Below are 22,256 nucleotides of genomic sequence, written 5' to 3' on the forward strand. Positions count from 1 at the left end.
CGGTCATCTACCTTCCAGCCAGTATCGGAGACCTCCAGGAGATGGGGTCGGACCGGTCTCCGACTCGTCATTGCTGAGTCTGGTGTCGCAGTTGAATCACCGCGGCGTGGCCCTGAATGTGTACCTGAAGTTCGTCCACGACCGATACGCCCTCCGCATCACGGTAGAAAATGGAACCGTCGTGGGTTGGGAGCAAAAGTAGCTGGGCACGGCGAACTCAGGCGTGAGTCACAACCTTCATTTCCGGGTTCAACCCTGGCGCAGGCGCAGGGGCTACCGAGCCGCACTGCATCAAGCGGCACTCGCACAAACTGCTTTCACCGAAAGAGCGACGATCGCAGCAGAGAGGTCCGCGGTTGCTGCTGAAAGAGGGTTGCCAATCGCAGTCGCACTGCTCAGTACACCCTCTGGGCAGCAATCGTTGCGGCCGTGGCAATCGGCGTCGGCGCCGTGTTGACGATCCTCGTCAGGTAGCTCAGAGAGGCAGGACACTCATCCGAGTGGACTAGCCCTTCGCGTAGACCTGCGCTTCTGCATGGGCCCGCGCCAGAAAATTCCATCGATCCTGCAGATCGGACACCAGCCTGGAGAGAGCATATTGCAGCGTGGCTCTGGCCTGCTCTTCACGAGCGCCGTCGAGAAAAATCCTTTCTTCGTTGCTCTCCTCTACGGGTGTGCCCAACGCTGTCAGGCGATCTCTATCGATGCGCTTCCATGTTGCGATCAGCATGTGCTTGAACATGCGGCTGCGCGACATGCCGAGCAAATCGTCCCAGGTGTCCCTTCCTAGAACGTTTGGCATGTACTGCAGCTCAGGCGTAACGAGGTACTTCTCCGCTGTGTGAAAGAAGTCGGCATACGGTTGGCCGGCTGCGCTTCCACCAAAAACCCGGATCTTCGCCGCGAGATCTCTCCGGACTGGCTCAAGCGCTCGCTGATCCTGACTGAACGAATAGATCAACGATGGGAACGGCTCGTTCGCATCAAGGCGTTCATGGCAGATCTCGAACATCCGCACGTAGTCTGTGTGGACGGCCAACAGCGTCGTGTACACCGGCTCGATGAAGACTTCGTACTGCTCCTTCCTGCGCTTCTCGCGAACATCAAGCAACTGACCGACCTTCTCCGCTGCCTTAACCAAGGTGTCCAGCATGTTGTCGCCTTTCGTGTCTGCTCAGCCAATGTATGGATACGGGAGACGCGAGTCCAGCGTCGGGGCAAGCGGGATGCACAGCGGAGCTTCCGACGCCAAGCGGACAATCAAGGCACCTTCTTGCTTGGCCCAAGGCGCATTGACGATGCGTCCCTTCTGCAACGAAGCTCGACCGATCTCATGGCTACCTCCTGCACGCYGCAGCGTCCGCGTCAGGGCAGCAAGCGGACGGTCAGCAGTTCCAAGCGACAGACTGCAATCGCTGCAAAGCAGCCATGCAGCCTCGAAATTGACGCGGTGTAGTGCAGACCGTGATCTGGGTGCCCAACCCACGCAGAGAGCCGGCGCTGGTGTCCTGATCGTGGGCCGATTTCGKTCCTCTATGGTGGCCGGAGCGCGCGAGATATCCCCTCGTTATGGATCTCGCTGGAAACGCAATTTGCCAATGGCCGGGCGGGTCCTTGGCATGCGGGCCTGGCCGTTCCAGGCCTCTCGGGAGGTGTTGCGCCCCTGCCGGGCGCCGAATTCCGTTGATCGCGGCGCAAGCCTCACAGAGGAGAGAGCATGACCCCAACCGTTGGCCACCAATTGATCGGCGGAGAACCCGCTGGGCATCGAGCGACTGGCGAACGGCGAGAAGACGCGCGACCGCGTGGCCTGGATCGCACCCGGACCTCGAGGCCGCGCCCTACACGCTGTCTGCAGCCTGGCCTGCGAGGGTGCGGATGACGTACATGAAGGCCTGCACTGAGGTGCTGGGCTGCTCACCTTGCAGTGTGATCATCCCGAAGTCGGGCATGCGGTCTGGAAGCTCTGAGGCGATGCGCGTAAGAAGCCCACGCCGCACGTACTTGTCGACAAGCGCTGCGGGCTGCAGCGACAGCATGTTCGTGCTCTGCAGGAGCTCCAGCGCGAACAGGAATGACGGGGTCTCCACGATCCCGGAGGTGAGCGACAGGCCGGTGCTGCTGAAGATGTCATCCGACACCTTGCGCAGCGCCGTAGACATCGGATAGAGGATCCAGGGCCAGTGCGACAGTTCCACCCACCCAGGTGCGTGGTTTCCGCGCAGCGGGTGGTGCACACCCGCCGTGATCTGCAGGCCCTCGTCGGAGAGCTTCTCGTACTGGAACTGGGCGCGCTGCGACTCGTCGGTGAAGCGGCCGATCATGATGTCGATCTTGCGTTCGGCGAGCCAGGTGATCAACTGGTCGCTGCTCTGCTCGAGCACCTTCACGACGAGCAGCGGCCTCAGGCGCTGAAGCTCGGCAACCGCGGCAATCAGCAGGTGTGCGGCCGAACCCGAGATGGCGCCGATCGACAAGTGGCCATGGCCACCCTGCTTGAGCGTGCTGAACTCGTCGACGAACTTGCGATGGCCGTCCAGGGCCGCGTGCGCATAGCGCAAGGTGAAGAGGCCCAGCTCATTCGGCCGCATGCCGCGCGGCAGGCGATCGAACAGGCGCGACTCCAGCATCTCCTCGATGTCCACCAACACCTTGGTCGCGGCCGGCTGGGTGATGTGCATCTGCTCGGCCGTCAGGCGCAGATTTCGCGTCTTTCCGAGGATGTCGAGGAACTGCAGGTGCCTGAAACGCAGTCGCGAGACCTGCGCCAGCGCCAAGGGTTTCCCAGAAGGCTTGTCCGAACTCATCAGCATTTGGAATGGATGCTAGCGAAAAAGTCAGTGGACCGTGAACGGGGACTCTCCTAGCCTTCAGCCCCATCAAGAACCGCCCAACAGAGGGCCGGCGCGTCACAGCAGGGTGGGCGCGCCTGACGTACAACCTTTCGGAGACATCATGAAAATGCAATCACTTTGCGTGGCCGCAGCATTGCTGGCCACTCTGGCGGGCCCCGCTTCGGCACAGGTCAAGGACCACGTGTTCAAGGTTGGTACCGGCCTGAGCGAAGACCACCCCCAGGCAAAGGCGCTCAAGTACTTCGCGGACCAGCTGGCGGCCAAGAGCGGCGGCAAGATGACGGCGAGGGTCTTCACCAGTGGCTCGCTGGGCAACGACATCAGCATGACGTCCGCGCTGCGGGGCGGCACGCTCGAGATGACCATCCCCGACAGTTCCACGCTGGTGTCGCTGATCAAGCCCTTCGGCGTGCTGAACCTGCCATTGACCTTCAACAACGAGAAGGAGGCCGATGCGGTGCTGGACGGACCCTTCGGCCAGAAGCTGCTGGCCACGTTGCCGGACAAGGGACTGATGGGTCTGGGCTTCTGGGAGAACGGCTTCCGGCACGTCACCAACTCGCGCCGCCCGGTGCTGCGCGCGGAGGACCTCGCTGGCCTGAAGCTGCGCGTCATCCAGAGCCCGCTGTTCCTGGACACCTTCAACACCTTGGGTGCCAATGCAACCCCCATGCCCTTCACGGAGCTGTACACCGCGATGGAGCAGGCGGCGGTGGATGGGCAGGAGAACCCGGCAGCGACCATCCTCGCCAGCAAGTTCTACGAGGTGCAGAAGCACATGGTGCTGTCGCGCCACATGTACAGCGCCTGGGTGCTGCTGTTGTCCAAGAAAACCTGGGACGGCCTCTCGGCCGACGAACGCAAGATCGTTCAGGACGCGGCCCGAGACGCCACGTTGTATGAGCGCAAGACCATCCGCGCATTTTCCGAGACGGCCTTGGCCGACCTCAAGAAGGCCGGCATGCAGGTCACCGAGCTGCCGCCGACTGAACACGCGAAGATGCAGGCCAAGCTGCAGCCCGTGCTGGCCAAGTTCAGCAAGGAGTTCGGCGAGGACACGACGGCCGAGCTGAACAGTGAGCTGGCCAAGGTGCGCGGCGGCACGACTGCCGCGAAGTAGCCCGTTCCTCGTGGGGGCGGCGCAGCCGCCCTCCATCCACGCTTCTCTCTCGCGACCACGACCACGGCCATGGACCAGCTGGTGGATGGCGCCACGCTCGGCATTGCCCTGAAGTACCGGCGCATCGCCGAACGCACCCCGCAACACAACCACTGACAACGCCGAGGAAACCAGAATGAGTTCAACGACAACGGCGCTGCCGGTGCGCGCCGATGGCATGCACACCGTGCTGCCACAGGACGGCCTGGCCGGCACGTTGGTAGGGCGTGTCTGGCGCGCTGGCGCGCCGGCCGGCCCATCCGTGGTGGTGCTGCGGCCGGAGGGTGTCTTCGACCTGAGCCGGCACTTCCCCACCATGAGCACGCTGCTCGACACGGCCCAGCCGGCGCAAGCTGTTCGGTCGGTGCCCGGGGAGTTGCTCTGCAGCGTCGAGGGGTTGCTCGACAACAGCGGGTCCGCTCGCCGGGACGACTCGGCACCCTGGCTGTTGGCGCCGTGCGACCTGCAGGTGATCAAGGCCGCTGGCGTGACCTTCGCCTCGAGCATGATCGAGCGCGTGATCGAGGAGCAGGCGGGTGGCGACCCCAGCCGTGCACAGGGCCTGCGCAGCCAGGTGTTGGCGCTGATCGGCACCAGCCTGGCCGACATCCGCCCCGGCTCGCCGCAGGCGCAGGCGCTGAAGCAACTCCTGCAGCAGAAGAAGCTGTGGTCGCAGTACCTGGAAGTCGGCATCGGGCCCGATGCCGAGGTCTTTACCAAGGCCCCGGTGCTCGCGGCGGTGGGACACGGCCAGGACATCGGCATCCGCGCCGATTCGCGATGGAACAACCCGGAGCCGGAGGTGGTGCTGGCCGTCAACGGCCGCGGCGGCATCGCCGGGGCCGCGCTGGGCAACGATGTCAACCTGCGCGACATCGAGGGCCGCAGCGCGCTGCTGCTCGGCAAGGCCAAGGACAACAACGCATCCTGTGCCATCGGCCCGTTCATCCGATTGTTCGACGACAGCTTCGGCCTGGACGAGCTGCGCCGCGAGACCGTCCACCTGCATGTCGTGGGTGATGACGGCTTCACGCTGCRCGGCATCAACACCATGGCCAGCATCAGCCGTGACCCGGTCGACCTGGTGGCGCAGACGACGGCCTGCCACCAGTACCCCGACGGCTTCATGCTGTTCCTGGGCACCCTGTTCGCGCCCACTGAAGACCGCGATGAGCCGGGCGGCGGCTTCACCCACAAGTTGGGCGACGTGGTCACCATCCACAGCCACTGGCTGGGCGGCTTGCAGAACCGGGTGACGCACTGCGAGGCCGCGCCGCCCTGGCGCTTCGGCCTGCGCGCGCTCTTCGGCAACCTGGCCGCTCGCGGACTGCTGCAGGGGGCCCGGCTGTGATGGCCGCCCTGCACTTCGGGACGGCGCCATGATCGACAGCACCATCGATCGGTTCTGCCGCGCCTTGGACCTGCTGATCGCAGCGGCACTCGCAGTAATGGTCGTGCTCGTGTTCGGCAACGTCGTGCTGCGATACGCCTTCAACTCGGGCATCGCCATCAGCGAGGAAGTCTCGCGCTGGCTCTTCGTGTGGCTGTGCTTCATGGGCGCGGTGGTGGCGCTCAAGGAAGGTGGGCACCTCGGCACCGACATGCTGGTGTCGCGACTTCCGGTGGCCGGCAAGAAGGCCTGCCTGTTGCTGGGCCACCTGCTCATGCTGTACGTGACCTGGCTGTTCCTCGACGGCAGCTGGCAGCAGGCCCGCATCAACCTCGACGTGGCAGCGCCCGTGACCGGTACACCGATGGCGGTCTTCTATGCCTCGGGCGTGATCTTCTCGGTCTGCGCCGGCATCCTGCTGCTGTTGCAGCTCGCGCGCCTGGTGACGGGCCACCTCTCGGAGGGCGAGCTCGTGAGGATCAGGGAGTCGGAAGAGCAGGCCGAGCTCGAGACCCTGCAGGCCGAGCTGGCGCGCAACGACGCGCAGCCTGCGCACCCCCGTCCTGGTGACGTACCCCACGGGCCACGCGCATGACCGTCTTCATCTTCCTCGGCAGTCTGCTCGGCGCGATGGCGCTCGGCATTCCCATCGCCTACGCCTTGCTGGCCAGCGGCGTGGCCCTGATGTGGCACCTGGACCTGTTCGACGCGCAGATCCTGGCGCAGAACTTCATCAACGGTGCCGACAGCTTTCCCTTGCTGGCCGTGCCCTTCTTCATGCTGGCCGGCGAGATCATGAACGTCGGCGGGCTGTCGCAGCGCATCGTCAACTTCGCGCTGGCGCTCGTCGGCCACGTCAAGGGCGGGCTGGGCTACGTGGTGATCCTCGCGGCCTGCCTGCTGTCGGCCTTGTCGGGCTCGGCCGTGGCCGACGCAGCCGCGCTGACGGCGCTGCTGCTGCCCATGATGATCAAGGCGGGGCACGACAAGCGGATCTCGGGCGGGCTGATCGCGGCGTCGGGTGTCATCGGTCCCATCATTCCGCCGAGCATCGGCTTCGTCATCTTCGGCGTTGCCGCCAACGTGTCGATCAGCAAGCTGTTCATCGCCGGGATCGTCCCCGGCATCATGATCGGCCTGGCACTGGCGTTGACTTGGTGGTGGGTGGGCCGCAAGGAGGCGCTGGTGCTCCCCCAGCGAAAGACCCGGGCCGAGATACTGACGGCGGCACGCAAGTCTTTGTGGGCGCTGATGCTGCCCGTGTTCATCCTGGTGGGCCTGCGCATGGGCGTGTTCACGCCCACCGAAGCGGCGGTTGTCGCGGCCGTCTACGCCCTGTTCGTCTCCACGGTGGTGTACCGCGAGCTGAAGCTGCAGGCGCTGGTGCGCATCTTCGTCACGGCGGCCCGCACCACGGCGGTGGTGATGTTCCTGGTGGCGTCGGCGATGGTGTCGGCCTGGCTGATCACGGTGGCCAACCTGCCCACGCAGGTGGTGGACCTGCTGCGCCCGCTGCTGGACAACCAGACGCTGCTCTTGATCGCCATCATGCTGCTGGTGATGCTGGTGGGCACGGCCATGGACATGACGCCCACCATCCTGATCTTGACGCCGGTGCTGATGCCTCTGATCAAGGCAGCCGGCATCGACCCCGTCTACTTCGGCGTGCTTTTCATCATCAACAACTCCATCGGCCTGGTGACGCCGCCGGTGGGCACCATCCTCAACGTCGTGGCCGGTGTCGGCCGCATGAAGATGGACGAGGTCACGCGCGGGGTGCTGCCGTTCATGGTGGCCGAGGTCGCGATGCTGTTCGTCATGGTCCTCTTCCCGCAGACGGTGCTCGTGCCGCTGCGCTGGTTCTATTGAAGTCCTGGTTCAAGCCTGCGCTCGCACGAGCGCTTCCCCGTTCCACCGAATCATTGAAAGGATGGGAATGAACTCCAGCAGCCTGATCTTCAAGGGCCTCGCGGCCCTCCCGGCGGCACTGACGATGGCGGCCGCCGCCCTGGCGGCTGACCGACCCGCGAATCCCGCGGACTGGCCGGCGCTGAAGGAGGTCTACAAGAACCACTTCCTCATCGGCAGCACGAATCTCAACGCCGCGAACTTCGGCGCGAACGTCGTGCCGGGCGAGGATTCGGTCGCGGCCATGACCGTGAAGCACTTCAACGCGGTGACGCCCAGCAACGCGATGAAGCCTGAGTTCTGGAGTGGCGGCATCGCCGACCCCGCCCCGGGTTTCCTGACCAACTTCACCTCGGGCATCAACGTGGACATCGGTGCCGCCAACACGCGTGGCGTCAAGGTGACCGGCCATACGCTCCTGTGGCACAACCAGTCGGCGCAATGGCCCGCCGCCAACGTCCTGACCCCGAACGGTGGATGGGAGACACCGTGGGACTACGCCATGGCCAGGACGAGCCTGGAGTACTACATCCGGATCGTGGCCGGCCATTTCGATCGGTCACCCCAAAAGACCTACGCCTGGGACGTCGTCAACGAGGCGTTCAAGGACAACCCCGAGAACCCGGCGGACTGGCGCAACGCGCTGCGCACCGGCTACAACCCGGAAGAGCGGCCTTCCCGCTGGGCCCAGGCCTACGCCAAGGGCGGCAAGAGCTGGGACTACATGTACGACGCGTTCTTCCACGCCCGCCAGAACACGACGGCGCTGCTGAACTACAACGACTTCAACGACAACGAGCGGGCCTCGAAGGCCACCGCGATCGCGTCGATGGTCAAGGAGTTCAACGAACGCTACGCCGCCGAGTCGGCTGCCGGCAGGGGCCGGGTCCTGTACGACGAAAGGGGCAAGCCCAGGCCGCTGGTCGATGTCATCGGGACCCAGGGCCACTGGGACATGAGGCTCAACCTGGACGCCTTCGAGAGGACCCTCAAGACCTATCTCGAGGTCGGCGTGAGCGTCGACCTGACCGAACTCGACCTGGCGCCGACCCTGGGCCTGGACAAGGCCCAGCGCATCCAGAACGGCCCCGAGATGAACGCGCTGTTTCTTGAGCAGGGCGTGCAGTACGCGAAGCTCTTCAGCCTGCTCAAGGAGTACGCCGCCGGCCCGGGCGGTCGCCACCCGCACTACAAGGGCGGCGTGCACCGGGTCACCTGGTGGGGCATGACGGACCCGGGGTACCACACCAATGGCTACCCGTGGTCGGCCGTCGGCCAGCCCAAGGAAGCGTACTGGGCCACCACGAACCCGGAGCAGTACCTCATCGATGCAGGCTTGCCGCCGAACGGTGTGAAGGCGACCTTCCGCTACGGTGGGGAGATCTTCAAGGCCAGGACCTGGGGCGGCAAGAGCGCGCACGCGATGCTCGACATCCACGTGCCGGTGGGAACGCGGCACGTCGCCTTCGGCGCGCACGATGTCTCCCTGCCTCCTGGGTACGCCGTCGAGAACATGACCTTCAACCCGCCCGACTGCGCCGTGGTGCCCGGCAAGCCTTGCCATGTGACGGTGACCGCGCGGGGCCCGGCGCCAGCCGCTGCCTATCGGAACGTGGGGGTGGAGAACACCGCCACCTTCGTCCTGTCCTTCGGGCACATGACCGTTTCGTGGATGGACGCGCCGAACGCCTTGGCGTCGCCCTTGTCCTATGCCGAAGTCCGGTTCAGCGATGGCGACACCCGGTTCAAGCAGTACAAGACCTATTACGCAGCCGACGGCATGGCACGGGCATCCGGTGCGCGCGACATGAAAGTGGTGCAGAAACACGATCGCGAGACGCTCATCCTGTTGCCGCACGATCCCATCTCCGGGCCCCTGGGACTTCGCTTGGCCAAGGACCCRTCGACCGAGAAGGCATGGCGGCTCGTGAAGCGCTTCGAACCCGGCAGGACCTACATGGTGGCGTCCGCGACGACGGCACCGCATGACACCGGAGAGCTCCGGACGAACGTGCTGACGAACAGGAGCAAGCCGGCGACGAGCACCTCGCCCGAATCGCTGTCCCGCACGCCCGTCGTGCTGCGTGGCGACACGCTGCTTCCGTTGCGCAACTCGAATGCGCCGACGAGCGAGCCGGCGCTGGCCCAGGACAACCACAAGTTCGTCTTCGAGGAGTCGAAGAGCCCCGCCGCCGGACCGTATGCGGCCGAGACCGGTCACACGATGGAAAGCTACATCCACGGCTCCAACGTGTACCCGCACCTCCTATTCAGGGGCAATGGCGCCACTGGCACGGTGGTGGCGGGCCAGTATTCGCTGATCACTCGACAGACGAACGGCCAGGAGGGTTCGCAGATCGCCGAACGGGTGTTGGACCAGGCGGTGTGGTTCAACACGCCTGTCGACCCGAGAACCGGTGAGATGAAGATGTTCCAGTACGCCGGCAGCAGCGCCAGCCCGCAGCACTACGTGCTGAACGAAGTGGCGGACGGCACCACGCCGAACCGCGACGCGAACAACGCCATCAGCCAACGGCAGGGCTCGGTGGGCGGGTTCGTCGCCCTGCAGGCGGGAAGTCCGCAGGAGGGCAGCGGCGTCAAGCTGTACGCCTTCGAGATCCAGCCGTACCTTCCGGGCGATGTGGACGGTGACGGCCAGTTGACGTGCGCCGATGCATCGGCCGCGGCAAGCTCGCTATGGAAGCGCGCGGGTCAGCATGGCTATCTCCGCAACGCCGACCTGGATCAGGATGGGTTCGTGGAGATGCGCGATGTGCTTGCTGTTCTGCAGCTGCTTCCGCCGCACATGCACTGTCGGTGAGTGGTCCTGGCGCGTGGAGACGCGGGCAGTAGTGGCCGGTTCATCCGGTGGGGACACCCGGTACTCTGCATCGGGTGCTTTCGCTTCTGGACGGCCCGCTGGCAGAAGGACCCGTGACGGCCGCAGACTGTTCGTGTCGTTTCGCTCATGCGAAGCGACCTGTCGCACAGCCGGCTTTCTCGGCAAGGGGCGCCGGGGGTGAGCGGCGGTAGGTGCGACCAGGCTGGTGGCGCGGCACCTGGTCACGGGCCCCTCGTCGCGGGCACTGGGGATAGAACACGACCCCACGCCCCGAGGTCCGCCTAGTGGGCAAAGTCGTGTTCCGCAGCGCACATGGGGATGATCGCACGTCCCAACAGGCGGTCGCACAGGGAGAAGTCCTCGCCCTGTTCCGAGTCCGCCGACCACGCCCGCATTTCGTCTCAGATCTCGTGCTGGGGCCTCCGGGACAGTGCGACCTGACGGCCGCTTCAGACTGGTTGCGGTCGGTCAGGGACGGCGGCCGAACGACGGCTTGGACCCAAAGCAGACCTTCATCGCGGACCGCGTTGGATCTGCTCAATCACGGCCGAGCGGACGGCGCCGCAACGACGATGCTGACCTGGTCGAAGGGCTGCTGTCGCGAGCAGCGAAGCGCAGCAATCGACCCTGAGCAGACATTGGCAGCATCACTCAGAGCGCTGGCAAGCAGACGTTCAATACTGGATGCAAGAGGTGCTCGCGTTGACTCCGTTCGGCGTCATTGGGGGCGCAGGGTGAGCACCTCATCACCCTCCTCGGATGAGATGCGAAGCTCGCTGAATACGCTGGCATAGCCTGCGAGGATTCGCTGAAGAGCGTGCGTGGCTTTCGTCGAGAAGCGGAAATCGTTGAACACGATGACGTTAGGCATCCGTGTCGAGAAAGAGTCCGAGTTCACCCAGTAGTCCCCCTCTCCGAAGGCATCCGCACGTCCTTGGCCTACGAGGGCGGCACACACCTCTGCGTACGCGTCGGATTGGAGTGCCTCGAATGGATTGGACGCACTTCGAACAATGGCGTTGTATGCATAGAAGAAGCTTTCGATCAGCTCCTGCGATAGCTGTGCTCGGGCCGCTTGCTCAGCCAGCAGATCTGGGCCGATGCTCTCGCTGACTTCTGTTGCGCCGTCGAGCCACGGGCACTCGGTCTGCAGAATAGTCGCAAATTCAGCAGGCAGGCCTGCCTCACGAACAGCGACAAGAATCCGTTGATCGCGATGAGCACTCATGAAGCTACGGTGTTGACCAGTACATGTTGAGAACAATGGGAACGATGAGGCCGAACATGAGGATGGGCAACCGTGTCGCGATCGTAAGAGCGACAACTGCGGCCGCACTCCCGAGGACCGACAACAGCCTGACGTACTGTCCAGCCAGGAACCAGTCGTAGCCAGCGAGTACCGCGACAACGAGAAACGTCAGCATCTCCAGAAAAGCAAGAACACCCTCAGCCTTGAACCAACGTTCTTGCCAACTTTGGGCGCGGTAAGGTCCTTCAAGCATGGCTGGACGGGAGGATGTGCATGTCGGAATTGCGTAGGCGGCAGGGCAGCCGGTGAAGGGATCGTGTTTGGTTGTCAACGGGAGGTGTCGAAGCCCGCAGCCCTTCCGAGGACGACTGAGGTCGTGCGCTTCTCGCTCCGCGACGCTGACGGAGACATCGTAGCCGGTCATGTTGTTGCCCGAAAGCGGATGGCCATGACTGGCTGCTTGTGGCCGACAGCGCCCCTTCGTCCGTCGCCCTGCAAGCGGTCGCCCAGCGAGACGGAACGGCCTGCGACCGACTGCTAGCGTGCGACGCGGCGAACATGCACTGTCGGCCAGGAGCAGCCGGTCGCATCCGTCTGCTTCCAGGTTCGTCCGCGAGCCTCAGCGCAGAACCGGCTCCTGATAGCCTTGCCACATGCTTCCAGAACGGATCTCAGCCTATCTGAACGAGGGTGACACAGTGGTTGTCGAGACTTCGCCCGAGGGTTCCGGCGAGGCTACTTTCGTTCGAGTGCGGCCGGTGCCGAAGCCGGGCATCCCTCGAGAGGAGCGACGATATCTGAACTCAGCTTGGTCTCAATGGGAGTATTGGGACTTCGAGTTCCGTCGCCTTGTTCTTCAGGACGGCTGGAGAGATGACGAATGGAACTTCGATCGCTACATCATCGAAGATGGCCGGAGGCTCGCTATCGATCAGGCCACGTTCGAGGCGGCGTTGAATGACTGGGTTCCCGATGTGGGCCGCTTCAAGCACATCAGCGAATCTGCGTGCCCGGAGTGAGTCGATAGTTCTCCGCAGCCGATGGACGCACCCGGTGCAACGCGATCGGCAACGATCGGCCATGAGCGGCCGGTCGGCCCGTGCCTCAGAATTCGGTCAGGAGCTGACACTCGGCGGCTGAGCGCGCCCATGCAGATGGGGGTTACGGTTGCCTCAACCAAGGATGACCATGCGAACATCACGCCGCGAATTCGTCGCTGGCAGTTTGGCACTTGCGGTTGGCGTGCTGCCGCCAAACGCCTCAAGTTTCGCCGCCAATAGCGCAGAGGACTGGATCGATCCGGGGGAAGGCGCTGGCAGCGACCGGGAGGCAGTTCAGAAAATCTTGGATGGCGCCCGATCGGTGACAGCGCTTAGAAGCATTCTTGTTGTCAAGGACGGAGCACTCGTAGGCGAACAGTACTACGGTGGCGCGACGGCTTCCGATCTGCAGGGAGTCAACTCCGTCACGAAGAGCGTCACCTCAATGCTTGTCGGGATTGCAATTCAGCAAGGAAAAATTGCGGGTCTTTCGGAAACCGTCGCGACTCTCTTGCCTCAAGCAGCAGCGAAAGCGCCCGGTGCAGCCGCGCTCGCAATCACGCTCGAACAAATCCTCACCGATACCTCGGGCCTGGTCTATGACTATCGAACGGGCTTGGGTGCCTTGGAAACGGCAGAAGACCCGGTTGCCTTCGCACTGCGACTTCCCGTCGAACCGCAAACGGTAGGGAAGTGGGTTTACAACGATGCTGCGATTTCGTTGCTGTCCCCAATTCTTGTGCAAGCCCATGGCATGCCCGTGGACCAGATCGCGCAGCGTGACCTGTTCCTTCCGCTTGGCATTGAAAGGCTCGCGGCAGTCCGCGACAAGGCGGGAAATTACATGAGCTACAGAGGCCTGCGCTTACGCGCACGGGACCTTGCCAAGGTCGCCTGGACGATGACCAACGACGGTCGATGGGGCAATAAGCAAGTTGTGCCGGCACAGTGGGTGAAGGACAGCATGAGTTTTCGCGTGCCGACCACCTGGAGTGCCGCACCTATGCAGAAAACCGGCTACGGCTATCTATGGTTCGCCGGCCATTTGAGCGGCAGGCCCGCTTATTGGGCGTGGGGCTATGGGGCGCAGTTTGCGCTTGTAGTTCCATCGCTTCGGCTCGCGGTGACGACAACGGCCGACAACCCTGCACCTCGTGACCTCGCCACGCAGACCAATGCCGTGATGACTGTCGTGGCGCGGATCGTAGAGGCCGCCGGATGACCGCTTTGTTGATCGGTTGATGGCAGCAATGGGTCGATAGTGCCAGTTCGCGCAGGCGCACAGCGGACGTTCAACCCAACCCGATCCGCTGGCGGCACGGCGCGTTGACGAGCGTCCGAGCGTGCCGCGGCGCTTGGCCGATCGTTCGGCTACCTCCGGAGCGCTGCAGCGTCCGCATTGAGGCAGCAAGCGGCCGGTCGATAGCTCGAAGCGACCGACCGCAACCGCTGCATAGCGGCCGGAGCTGTGGGGGATTATTGGGGGACTGGCTGGTGCGAGGCAACGCACACCAGGGCAATGATGCGACTCTCTTCCAAGAGCCTGCTCTTATGAATCAACAAGGTACGCGCGGCGACAGAACTACGAACCAAGGGGTCGTGGGTTCGAATCCTGCCAGCCGCACCAAAAAACAAGAAATGATTCAACCGCTTAGAGGCGCAAGCCCCTAGGCTGTTTGTTCTTGCTTGAGCGTCTCGAACTCACTGCGCTGAAGCGGCCCCGTGCGTGCGCATCTGCTGAAAGGCGTGCGAGGCCTGGGGCCCGCAGTTCTCTCCCGCCGCCAGAGACCGCGCCCGCTGCAGATCCGGTTGCGCCGAACCGTCGTCGATGGCGTTCAGAAGTGGCAACAGCATGCCTCTGGCGGACGCCCGCTCGGCGGAACCTGCCGCAGCCACCTCAAAGAGGCTGATGGCAATCCGCAACGACCAGAAACGCGCGCCCTGTTCCACGCTGAGCTCGAATGCCGCGCGGAGCTCGGCGATACAGCGGACCCGGCCGGCTTCATCGTGCGGATCAAGCGCCGCCAGTGCGGCCAGGCGCAGTACCTCTGGTGCGCACCAGCCCACCTCGCCCCGACGTGCCCGGGCCAGCGTGATGGGGTCCGGCGCGGCCAACTGCAATGCGGCGCATATGTCCATGAGCACGGCGTTCTTGGCCAGCAATTGGCCCTCGGCGCGGTCGGGCAGCAGCGGCCGGCCGGCCAGAAGGCAGTCGAACACCTGGGCGAACGATTGCCAGTACGGCACGTTGCCGCGCAAGGAATGGTTCAGCAGTTGGTGGTTCCACAGGGCCGCTGCCTGCGTGTCGCCGCGCCAGATGGCAATGGGAATCGCCGCGAAAGCAAGCGGATGGATCTTGATGTAGATGTGGGCCTCGTCGTCACTCACGACGATGTCCTGAACCATCGCCCAGGCCACCCGGAAATCACCGCGCAGCCAATGGATGCGAGCCAGTCTGATCTGCATGGAGAGCTGAAAGGGCAGCGGGCTCTGAAAGCGCGACTCGAGCCCATCGGCGTCCAGCTTCATCACCCGGTGAGCCAACCGCTCCGCGGCATCGTGCTGGCCCAACTCGTGCAATGCAATCGCCGTGAGCCGGTCTCCTACGGCGACAGACAGCATTTCCAGATCCCCTTGCGCGAGCTCCCGTATTTCCTCGCAGCGGCTCAACACCTGCAGATAGTCACCTCGACCGAAAGCGCTCGCGCACAGGGCGAAGAGCGCCTCGATCTTGTCCCCAGGGCCGTCGAACCGGTCCACGAGGCGTCGATCAATGGCCATCCCGCGCTGGTGACTTTCGCTGTCTGCCAGCGTCTGGCCTGACAGGAAGGTCTGCAGCAGTTGCAAACGCGTGAGAAGGCGCGTGCCCGCCACGCCGGCACGCCCAGCCTTGTCGACCGCGGCGATCAGGTGGAGACCGTACTCTTCGAACAGGCCCGCCATGTGCCACTTCGGCATGGACTCGGCGACCACCTCCAGACCGAGCGCGAGGTCGTTCTCCTCCAGCAACGTCCAGGTGATCGCGGCGCGCAGTTCGGCGATGGCCGACGCCAGCGCAGCGCTGCGGCGAAAGCGGGAGAGTTGCTGCTGGCCCTTGTTCGAATCCACCGTGCAGCCCAGCACGAAGACGGCATGCCGGCGGTGCACCTGTGCAGCTTCCGGCATGGCCGCAAGGATCCGCTCGGCGAACAGGCGGGTGACGTAGAGCAGCCGATGGCGCGGTGAACCACCGCTGCCCGTCTCAAGCACCATCAGCGACTTCCCGCACAGGCTCAGCACGCTGTCAATGACCTGCCGTTCGGCCAGTTCGGGGCCGGCTGCAACAGCAACGGCGGCATCCAGGTCGAAGGCACTTCTGAACACCGCCAGGCGTTGCAGCACCCGCCGTTCGGTCTCGGTCAGCAGCTCGTAGCTCCAGCTCATCACCGCATGCAGGGTCTGGTGACGGCTCATGGCGGTACGCCGCCCCCGCGTCAGCAACTCGAAGGCGCTTTCCAGGCGCAGCAGCAGCCCTTGCGCACCCAGACTGTTCACGCGGGCGGCGGCGAGCTCGATCGCCAGCGGAATGCCGTCGAGATACTCGCAGAGCTGCCTGATCGCCGACACGTTGGCGTTGGTCAGGACAAACGACGCGCAGGCCGCCCTCGCACGCTCAACGAACAGCTGGATGGCGGGGTAGGCCAGCGCATCATCGACGGACAGCAGGGCATCAGGCGCCGGCACGCCCAGCGGCGGCAGCCTGAACACCCATTCCGCCTCAGCCTCCAACGGCTCCCGGCTCGTCGCCAGGATGCGCAATTGCGGGCAACTGCGCAGCAACCGGTCGGCCAGTGCCGCGACGGCGTCGATCACGTGCTCGCAGTTGTCCAGCACGAGCAGGGCCTGCTGGCGGCTGAGAGCGTTCTCGAGCGTCGCCCAGGGCTCGCCGCGCGCGACATCGAGGCCGCAGGACTGCCCGACCTCGACGACCACCAGTGCCGGGTCGGTCAGCATGGAGAGATCGACGAAGAACGATCCCTGCTCGTGCAGCGGTGTCTGGTGCTCCGCCGCGGCGAGGGCGACCGTCGTCTTGCCCATGCCGCCGGCGCCGACGACGCAGACGAGGCGCTCCCGGGACAGGAGTTCGCCGATCCTGGCGATGTCCTGGCCGCGGCCGACGGGGCGCGTGAGCAGGGGCGGCAGCTTGCGCAAGGCGTCCTTCGGGTCGTCCAGCACCTGGACTGCTGACGTCACGGTCGACGTGGATGCCCGCACCTCGCCGACGAAGGCGTAGCCCCGACCCGGCACGTTGGTGATGTACCTGGCTCCGCCCTGCCCGTCGCCGAGCACCCGCCTCAGCGCGGACATGTGGACCCGCAGGCTGGTCTCCTCGACCACCGTGCTCGGCCAGACCTGTGCGACCAGTTCCTCGCGGCTGTAGAGCCGACCGGGACTTTGCAGCAACGCCTGCAGCAGCTGCAGCGAGCGGTTGCCGGCGCGCACCGGCCCGTTGGCGTCGCGGAGCTCGCGACGGATCAGGTCGTACCGGAACGGCCCGAAGTCAAAGGCTGTCGTCTGACCGTGGGCGACCTGCTCTGCCGTGGTTGAGTCCATTTCGGGTGCCGAACTGCCGGAGTTGCACGGCGCGTCGGCATCATGGAAGAAAGTCGCTGACTTGTGGTGTGAATCGCCGYGAATTCAAAACGCCCGGCACGAGCAGCCCAGCGCGCCCCAGAAGCTGCGAGCGTCCTCGGCCGGCGCCGTGCGGTCCCAGGCGTGGGCATGCGCGTGCACGCCGCAGGCGCTCGCGCGGCCGATGGACTCGTCGCAGGTGGCATGCAGCCGGAAGGGCCTGGACAGCTGGCGGGCGATGAAGTCGTCCCGCGATCAGCCCCAGGACTTTCATGGGGCTGCGCCTACTTGGCCAGGAAGTCCTTGATGCCTTGGACGACGGCGGCCGGCTCTTCCTCCATCAACCAGTGACCGGCGCGCGGGACGACGAGCTCCGTGACGTTGGTGGCCGCGTTGCGCATCACCACGGCTTCCACCCCGGCGAACGACTTCTCGCCTCCGATGGCCAGCACGGGCATGGTGAGCTTGGTCTTCATCGACTCCACGTTGTCCTTCGCATCCTGGCGAAAGGCGTGGAACTGCGACAGTGCGCCCTTCATGGCTCCGGGCCGCGCGTAGAGCTGCGCGTAGTGGTTGCGGGTGTCTTCGTCGATCTTCTCGGGCTGGCCGCCGAAGTCGTTGTAGAAGCGGTCCAGGAAGATGCGTTCACGCCCTTGCACGAGACGGAAGACGTCCTTGCCGTAGAAGTCGAAATGCCACAGCTTGGGGTCGCGGACGATCTCTTCCCACGGCGGGATTCCGGGGGGCGGTGCGTCCATCACGACCAGCCGCGTCGTCTTGGTCGGGTACGCAGCGGCGTAGGCGTAGGCCACCATGACGCCGATGTCGTGTCCCACGACGTCAGCCTGGTCGATGCCCAGCGCGTCCAGCACGCCGCGGATGTCCTTGGCCTGGTTCTTCTTCTCGTAGCCGTCCTCGGGCTTCGCCGACAGACCGATGCCGCGCAGGTCGGGCGCGACGACGCGGTGGTTCCTGGCCAACTCGGTGGCCAGCGGCGTCCACATGTCGCCGGTGTCGCCAAAGCCGTGGAGAAGCACCACGGCCGGGCCACTGCCGCCGACGCGAACGTGCAACGTCGTGCCGTTGGTCGCAATGTCCTGCAGCTTGAACGTGGCGGGATAGGGTTTGGGCTGTGCCATCGCGTGCGGCGTGGCCATGAGCGCGGCGGCGGACAGCAGCGCGGCGCCGAGCAGGTACTTGGAGGAAGAGAACATGCAAACTCCTTGGTGGTTGCGGTTGGGGAATTCAGGTGCGCGTGATGGACAGGCCGCCATCGACCAGCGAAGCGGTGCCCGACACGAAGGACGAGTCGTCCGACGCGAGGTAGAGGGCCGAGCGGGCCAGTTCCTCCGGCGTGGCCACGCGCTTGAGTGCGTGCAGCCCGGTGATGAAGGCCTGCGACTCGGGCGTGTCGTTCATGTCGCGGTACATGTGGGTGTCGACGGCGCCGGGCAGCAGCGCGTTCACGCGCACGCCCTGCGGGCCGAACTCGGCCGCCAGCGCTTGTGTGAGCCCGATGAGGCCCGACTTGCTTGCCGCGTAGGCCGCCACGCCCGGGAACGCCGCGCTGTAGCCGACGAAGGTGGACGTGAAGATGACCGAGCCGCCACCGTTCTTCAGCATCTGGGCGATCTGGTGCTTGGCACCGAGGAAGGCGCCGGTGAGGTTGACGGCCAGCGCGTCGGCAAAGCCGCGCGCCGACACGCCGGTGGACGCGCCCGCCTCGCCCAGCGTGCCGGCGTTGTTGAAGGCCACGTCCAGTCGACCGAAGCGCTGCACGGCCAGCGCCACCAGCGCCTGGGCATAGGCTTCGTCGCGCACGTCCCCGGCGAGCGACAGTGCCGTGCCGCCGCGGGCGTCGATCTCGCAGGCCAGGTTCTTCAGTTCGGCCGCGCGGCGCGCCCCCACGACGACCTTCGCACCCTCCGCGGCGAACAGCAATGCGGTGGCGTGGCCGATGCCGGAACTGGCGCCGGTGATGAGAGCGACCTTGCTCTTGAGACGTTGACTCATGTGGAACTCCCGACCTGTGTTTGACGGCCTGAAGGTTGGACGATGGCGGCGTGAAGCGCGAGTGAATCGGCGCGATTCGTCGTCAAGGGCGGTGTGAAGGCCGGCGTGAAGCGCCGCGCTCGCAACGCTTCACGTCGCTTCACTGGTCATGGCGCGCCGGCATGCAGAACATGGCCATGCCGGGCCCGAGCCCAACCCAGGAGAAGACCATGCCGATGCACACTGCCACCCGCGTCCGGGTGACCCACTCCGAACCGCTCGTCAACCGCGGGATCGTGGCCACGCTGGGCGCGGACAGCCGTTTCCAGGTGGACGAGCAACGAACGGCCAACGTCGGCCCGGCCGGTGGCGAGGCGGCGCTTGTGCATGTGCTCGTCACCGACCTGCCCCTGGGCATTGCCGCGGCGCTGCACCGCGGCCCGTCGGCGCCGGCCGTGCTGGTGCTCTCCCATCTGGACGGCGAACTGAGCATCCGCGGCGCACTCGAGCGCGGGGTGAAGGGCTACCTGACGCACGACTGCCTGCCCGAGCAGTTGGTGGACGCCGTGATGGCGCTGGCCCGCGGGCAACGCTACCTTCAGGGCAGCGTGGTACAGCGCCTGGCCGACACGGTGGCGCAGGACCTGCCGACGCCTCGCGAGATCGATGTGCTGCGGCTGATGGCCACCGGCCTGTGCAACAAGGCCATCGCCGCCGAACTGAACATCGGCTGCGGCACCGTGAAGACGCACGTCAAGGCGCTGCTGGACAAGCTGGACGCTCGCACGCGCACGGCGGCAGCGGACATTGCCAAGCGCCGCGGCCTGCTGGACCCGGTGGCCGACGGTTGTGCGCCAGACCGCCGGCCGCTTCGCCGTCGCACCGGTCCGACGAGCCGCCGCTTCCAGGCAGATCGACTCGCGCCCACCTGAGGGCTTCGCGAAGATTCACGCGGATTCACGCCCGCCCGGCTCGACGCCGTTGATGATTCCACCGCGCGCATTCCCGTTGCGCGGAGGAAGGTTCGCATGTTCGTTGTTGGGGGAGTCGAGGCCGAAGACCGTCAAGCCGATGCGATGCATCGCGCCGCCCGCGTGCTGCTCCCGGTCGCCATGGCGCTGGGTTCGCAGGCCGTCCAGGCGCAGGCGGAGAACGTGCTGCCGCCCGTCCTCATCACCGCCGAGCGCATGCCGGGCACCGCGGACAAGGTCCCTGTGTCGGTGGCCGTCATCTCGCAGGAAGACATCGAGAAGAAGGGCCTTTTCCAACTCAACGACCTGGTCGGCATCGTCGCCGGCATGGCCGTGCCCAACGGCTACAGCAACATGCCGCAGACCGTCGGCCTGCGCGGCGTGGGCGTGTCCCAACCCGCCATGGCGCAGGCGGTGGGCATCTATGTGGACGACGTGCCGCTGCTGCGCGGCTATGCGACGGCGTTGTGGGACTTGCCCGACGTGGTGCGCTACGAAGTGCTGCGTGGCCCACAGGGCACGTTGTACGGACAGAACTCGACGGCCGGCGCGGTCAAGCTGGTGTCTGCCGACCCCGATGAGATCGCGGGCTCCTGGATCGGTGTGGGCGTGGGCAACCTGGGCCAGCGCGAGGCGCGCGGGCTGTTCGCCGGCAAACTGACACCGGACCTCAGCGCCTCCCTGGCCATCTCGCGTCGCAGCAACGATGGCTTCGCCCACAACGCCACCCGGCACGAGGACATCAACAAGCTCGACGCCACGCAGTTCCGCGCCAAGGTCAAGGTGCTCGCGGGACCGACGGCCCACATCGTCTTCGCTGTGGACCACCTGCTGGACCGCTCGGACACGAACACGATCAACTTCCCGCTCAACCACCCTGGTGCGGCGCCGCGCGTGTCGTTCAACGCGTCGGACGCCGGCGCGTTCAAGCGCAAGGCGGGCGGTGCTTCGGCGACGGTCGAGTGGGACGTGGCGGCCGGGACCAAGCTGCGGTCCATCACGTCCTATCGGGGCTACACCGACGACCCCACGGTGGCCGACTGGAGCGGTCTCGAAGTGGAACGCTACGAGATCTCGCAGCAGGTGCGCCAGCGCACCTTCTCGCAGGAGTTGCAGGTGACCCGGCGTGGTGACGGCCTGGACTTGGTGGCCGGCGCGATGCTGGTGCGAGATCGCTTCCACTTCAACCGCTACGTCATGTCCTTTCCGGTGGCCGCCGCGGCACCGGGTTACACGCAGGCTCTCACCGACCAGCAGACCCAGGATGTCGGCCTTTACGCTCAAGCCCACCCGCGCCTGAGCGAACGACTCTCGGCCACCCTCGGCCTGCGCGCGTACCACGCCCGGCAGGACGCCGCGAWTGCCTTCTGGCGAACGAACGCGCAGTTCGTGCCCACGCAACAGGTCTACGATGCGCCCGACCTGCACACCAGCGAGGGCGGACTGTTGCCCCGCGTCGGGCTCGACTACAACGCCACGCCGACGACGCTGATGTACGCGAGCGTGGCCCGCGGCGAAAAGTTCGCGGGCTTCAACCGCGCGGCGGAGTCGCTGATCTCGGCGGGCGTGGCAGCTCATCCCGAGAAGGTCACGACCTATGAGGCAGGTGTGAAGCTGCGCTCCGCACCGCGCCGGTTGAACTTCAGCGCCGCGGCGTTCTACAACGACTACCGGGACTACCTGGCCTCGCTGGGCGGCACCACCGTCAACGGTTCGCTGGTGGCGGACTCCGTCTTCCTGAACGCCGCCAAGGCCCGCACCTATGGGCTGGACCTGGAGGCCGAACAAGGCTTGACCTCGGCCATCAGCGCCACCGGCTCGCTCGAGTGGCTGCGCTCCAGCTTCAAGAGCTTCCTGAATCCCAGCGGGTCTGCCGCCAGCGACTTCAGCGGTCACGAGCTGCCCTATGCCCCTCGCTGGAGTGCCGCGCTGGGACTGAAGGGCCGCACCAGCTCGGCAGGCGGACTGCTGAGCGCCGATGCGTGGCTGCAGCTGATCGCGCCGCAGTTCATCGATGCAGCCAACACCGCGGCCCTGCGCGCGCCGCGCCAGACGTACGTCAATTTCGCACTGACCTACGCCCCGGACAGCGGACGCTGGCAGGTGTCGCTGCGCGTTCGCAATGCCACGGACCGCGCCTACGCGCTGGCTCGCAACCGCATCCCGCCATTGGGCATCGACGCGGCGTACTACAACGCTCCGCGGACCGTGATGGCGAACCTCAGGTATGAGCTCTAGC

At 65.5% G+C, this 22,256-nt stretch carries 17 protein-coding genes; 9 read left to right on the forward strand and 8 right to left on the reverse strand.

Annotated features, from left to right (window positions below):
* Window positions 1-505: 505 nt before the first annotated feature.
* A complete protein-coding gene (locus AC1D01_RS00950) occupies window positions 506-1,153 on the reverse strand; it encodes a hypothetical protein (RefSeq protein WP_477864243.1) in 648 nt (215 codons plus the stop codon).
* Window positions 1,154-1,841: 688 nt separating this feature from the next.
* Window positions 1,842-2,813 carry a LysR family transcriptional regulator gene (locus AC1D01_RS00955; RefSeq protein ID WP_477864244.1) on the reverse strand — a complete coding sequence of 324 codons (972 nt, stop codon included), beginning with the start codon at window positions 2,811-2,813 and terminating at the stop codon, window positions 1,842-1,844.
* A gap of 142 nt (window positions 2,814-2,955) precedes the next feature.
* Here AC1D01_RS00955 and AC1D01_RS00960 point away from each other — a divergent pair, with 142 nt between their 5' ends.
* From AC1D01_RS00960 to AC1D01_RS00980, 5 genes are all read left to right on the forward strand, one after another.
* Window positions 2,956-3,975, forward strand: a complete 1,020-nt coding sequence (locus tag AC1D01_RS00960; RefSeq protein ID WP_477864264.1) for a TRAP transporter substrate-binding protein — start codon at window positions 2,956-2,958, stop codon at window positions 3,973-3,975.
* 175 nt (window positions 3,976-4,150) lie between these two features.
* Window positions 4,151-5,365, forward strand: a complete 1,215-nt coding sequence (locus AC1D01_RS00965) for a fumarylacetoacetate hydrolase family protein (RefSeq protein ID WP_477864245.1) — start codon at window positions 4,151-4,153, stop codon at window positions 5,363-5,365.
* 28 nt (window positions 5,366-5,393) lie between these two features.
* On the forward strand, window positions 5,394-5,999 hold the full coding sequence (locus tag AC1D01_RS00970) for a TRAP transporter small permease (protein WP_477864246.1): 606 nt from the start codon (window positions 5,394-5,396) through the stop codon (window positions 5,997-5,999).
* Window positions 5,996-7,273: a TRAP transporter large permease subunit gene (locus AC1D01_RS00975; protein WP_477864247.1), complete on the forward strand. Its 1,278-nt coding sequence runs from the start codon at window positions 5,996-5,998 to the stop codon at window positions 7,271-7,273. The genes AC1D01_RS00970 and AC1D01_RS00975 overlap by 4 nt, the downstream gene beginning before the upstream one ends.
* A 67-nt stretch (window positions 7,274-7,340) precedes the next feature.
* Window positions 7,341-10,133, forward strand: coding sequence for an endo-1,4-beta-xylanase (locus AC1D01_RS00980; RefSeq protein ID WP_477864248.1), 2,793 nt, complete (start codon window positions 7,341-7,343; stop codon window positions 10,131-10,133).
* A 739-nt stretch (window positions 10,134-10,872) separates the two neighbouring features.
* Here AC1D01_RS00980 and AC1D01_RS00985 read toward each other — a convergent pair.
* Together AC1D01_RS00985 and AC1D01_RS00990 are read right to left on the reverse strand one after the other, a co-directional pair.
* Window positions 10,873-11,382, reverse strand: coding sequence for a hypothetical protein (locus AC1D01_RS00985; protein WP_477864249.1), 510 nt, complete (start codon window positions 11,380-11,382; stop codon window positions 10,873-10,875).
* 4 nt (window positions 11,383-11,386) lie between these two features.
* Window positions 11,387-11,827 carry a hypothetical protein gene (locus tag AC1D01_RS00990; protein ID WP_477864250.1) on the reverse strand — a complete coding sequence of 147 codons (441 nt, stop codon included), beginning with the start codon at window positions 11,825-11,827 and terminating at the stop codon, window positions 11,387-11,389.
* Window positions 11,828-12,101: 274 nt separating this feature from the next.
* Between AC1D01_RS00990 and AC1D01_RS00995 the strand changes: the two genes are divergently transcribed.
* Together AC1D01_RS00995 and AC1D01_RS01000 are read left to right on the forward strand one after the other, a co-directional pair.
* A complete protein-coding gene (locus tag AC1D01_RS00995) occupies window positions 12,102-12,422 on the forward strand; it encodes a hypothetical protein (RefSeq protein ID WP_477864251.1) in 321 nt (106 codons plus the stop codon).
* 169 nt (window positions 12,423-12,591) lie between these two features.
* Window positions 12,592-13,665 (forward strand): serine hydrolase domain-containing protein, encoded by a 1,074-nt coding sequence (locus AC1D01_RS01000; protein ID WP_477864252.1) that lies wholly within the window; start codon window positions 12,592-12,594, stop codon window positions 13,663-13,665.
* A gap of 479 nt (window positions 13,666-14,144) precedes the next feature.
* On the opposite strand, the gene AC1D01_RS01005 is transcribed toward AC1D01_RS01000, so the two are convergent.
* The 3 genes from AC1D01_RS01005 to AC1D01_RS01015 all read right to left on the reverse strand — a co-directional run bounded on the left by AC1D01_RS01005 (window position 14,145) and on the right by AC1D01_RS01015 (window position 19,067).
* Window positions 14,145-17,036, reverse strand: coding sequence for an ATP-binding protein (locus AC1D01_RS01005; protein WP_477864253.1), 2,892 nt, complete (start codon window positions 17,034-17,036; stop codon window positions 14,145-14,147).
* A gap of 302 nt (window positions 17,037-17,338) precedes the next feature.
* Window positions 17,339-18,268: an alpha/beta fold hydrolase gene (locus AC1D01_RS01010; RefSeq protein WP_477864254.1), complete on the reverse strand. Its 930-nt coding sequence runs from the start codon at window positions 18,266-18,268 to the stop codon at window positions 17,339-17,341.
* Window positions 18,269-18,299: 31 nt separating this feature from the next.
* On the reverse strand, window positions 18,300-19,067 hold the full coding sequence (locus AC1D01_RS01015) for an SDR family oxidoreductase (protein ID WP_477864255.1): 768 nt from the start codon (window positions 19,065-19,067) through the stop codon (window positions 18,300-18,302).
* Window positions 19,068-19,228: 161 nt separating this feature from the next.
* Here AC1D01_RS01015 and AC1D01_RS01020 point away from each other — a divergent pair, with 161 nt between their 5' ends.
* Window positions 19,229-19,978, forward strand: coding sequence for a LuxR C-terminal-related transcriptional regulator (locus AC1D01_RS01020; RefSeq protein WP_477864256.1), 750 nt, complete (start codon window positions 19,229-19,231; stop codon window positions 19,976-19,978).
* A gap of 15 nt (window positions 19,979-19,993) precedes the next feature.
* On the opposite strand, the gene AC1D01_RS01025 is transcribed toward AC1D01_RS01020, so the two are convergent.
* Complete coding sequence (locus AC1D01_RS01025; RefSeq protein ID WP_477864257.1) at window positions 19,994-20,128, reverse strand: hypothetical protein; 135 nt, start codon at window positions 20,126-20,128, stop codon at window positions 19,994-19,996.
* On the opposite strand from AC1D01_RS01025, the gene AC1D01_RS01030 reads away from it, so the two are divergent.
* Complete coding sequence (locus AC1D01_RS01030; protein ID WP_477864258.1) at window positions 20,123-22,255, forward strand: TonB-dependent receptor; 2,133 nt, start codon at window positions 20,123-20,125, stop codon at window positions 22,253-22,255. The genes AC1D01_RS01025 and AC1D01_RS01030 overlap by 6 nt on opposite strands.
* Window position 22,256: the final 1 nt, after the last annotated feature.

It is taken from the genome of Rhizobacter sp. P3_B12, assembly GCF_056402895.1.

What these genes read in the sequence shown, in the direction of transcription:
- AC1D01_RS00950 (WP_477864243.1), bottom strand. Translation starts at nt 1,153, where the DNA reads ATGCTGGACACCTTGGTTAAGGCAGCGGAGAAGGTCGGTCAGTTGCTT.
- AC1D01_RS00955 (WP_477864244.1), bottom strand. Translation starts at nt 2,813, where the DNA reads ATGCTGATGAGTTCGGACAAGCCTTCTGGGAAACCCTTGGCGCTGGCG.
- AC1D01_RS00960 (WP_477864264.1), top strand. Translation starts at nt 2,956, where the DNA reads ATGAAAATGCAATCACTTTGCGTGGCCGCAGCATTGCTGGCCACTCTG.
- AC1D01_RS00970 (WP_477864246.1), top strand. Translation starts at nt 5,394, where the DNA reads ATGATCGACAGCACCATCGATCGGTTCTGCCGCGCCTTGGACCTGCTG.
- AC1D01_RS00975 (WP_477864247.1), top strand. Translation starts at nt 5,996, where the DNA reads ATGACCGTCTTCATCTTCCTCGGCAGTCTGCTCGGCGCGATGGCGCTC.
- AC1D01_RS00985 (WP_477864249.1), bottom strand. Translation starts at nt 11,382, where the DNA reads ATGAGTGCTCATCGCGATCAACGGATTCTTGTCGCTGTTCGTGAGGCA.
- AC1D01_RS00990 (WP_477864250.1), bottom strand. Translation starts at nt 11,827, where the DNA reads ATGACCGGCTACGATGTCTCCGTCAGCGTCGCGGAGCGAGAAGCGCAC.
- AC1D01_RS01000 (WP_477864252.1), top strand. Translation starts at nt 12,592, where the DNA reads ATGCGAACATCACGCCGCGAATTCGTCGCTGGCAGTTTGGCACTTGCG.
- AC1D01_RS01005 (WP_477864253.1), bottom strand. Translation starts at nt 17,036, where the DNA reads ATGGACTCAACCACGGCAGAGCAGGTCGCCCACGGTCAGACGACAGCC.
- AC1D01_RS01010 (WP_477864254.1), bottom strand. Translation starts at nt 18,268, where the DNA reads ATGTTCTCTTCCTCCAAGTACCTGCTCGGCGCCGCGCTGCTGTCCGCC.
- AC1D01_RS01015 (WP_477864255.1), bottom strand. Translation starts at nt 19,067, where the DNA reads ATGAGTCAACGTCTCAAGAGCAAGGTCGCTCTCATCACCGGCGCCAGT.
- AC1D01_RS01020 (WP_477864256.1), top strand. Translation starts at nt 19,229, where the DNA reads ATGCAGAACATGGCCATGCCGGGCCCGAGCCCAACCCAGGAGAAGACC.
- AC1D01_RS01025 (WP_477864257.1), bottom strand. Translation starts at nt 20,128, where the DNA reads ATGCATCGCATCGGCTTGACGGTCTTCGGCCTCGACTCCCCCAACAAC.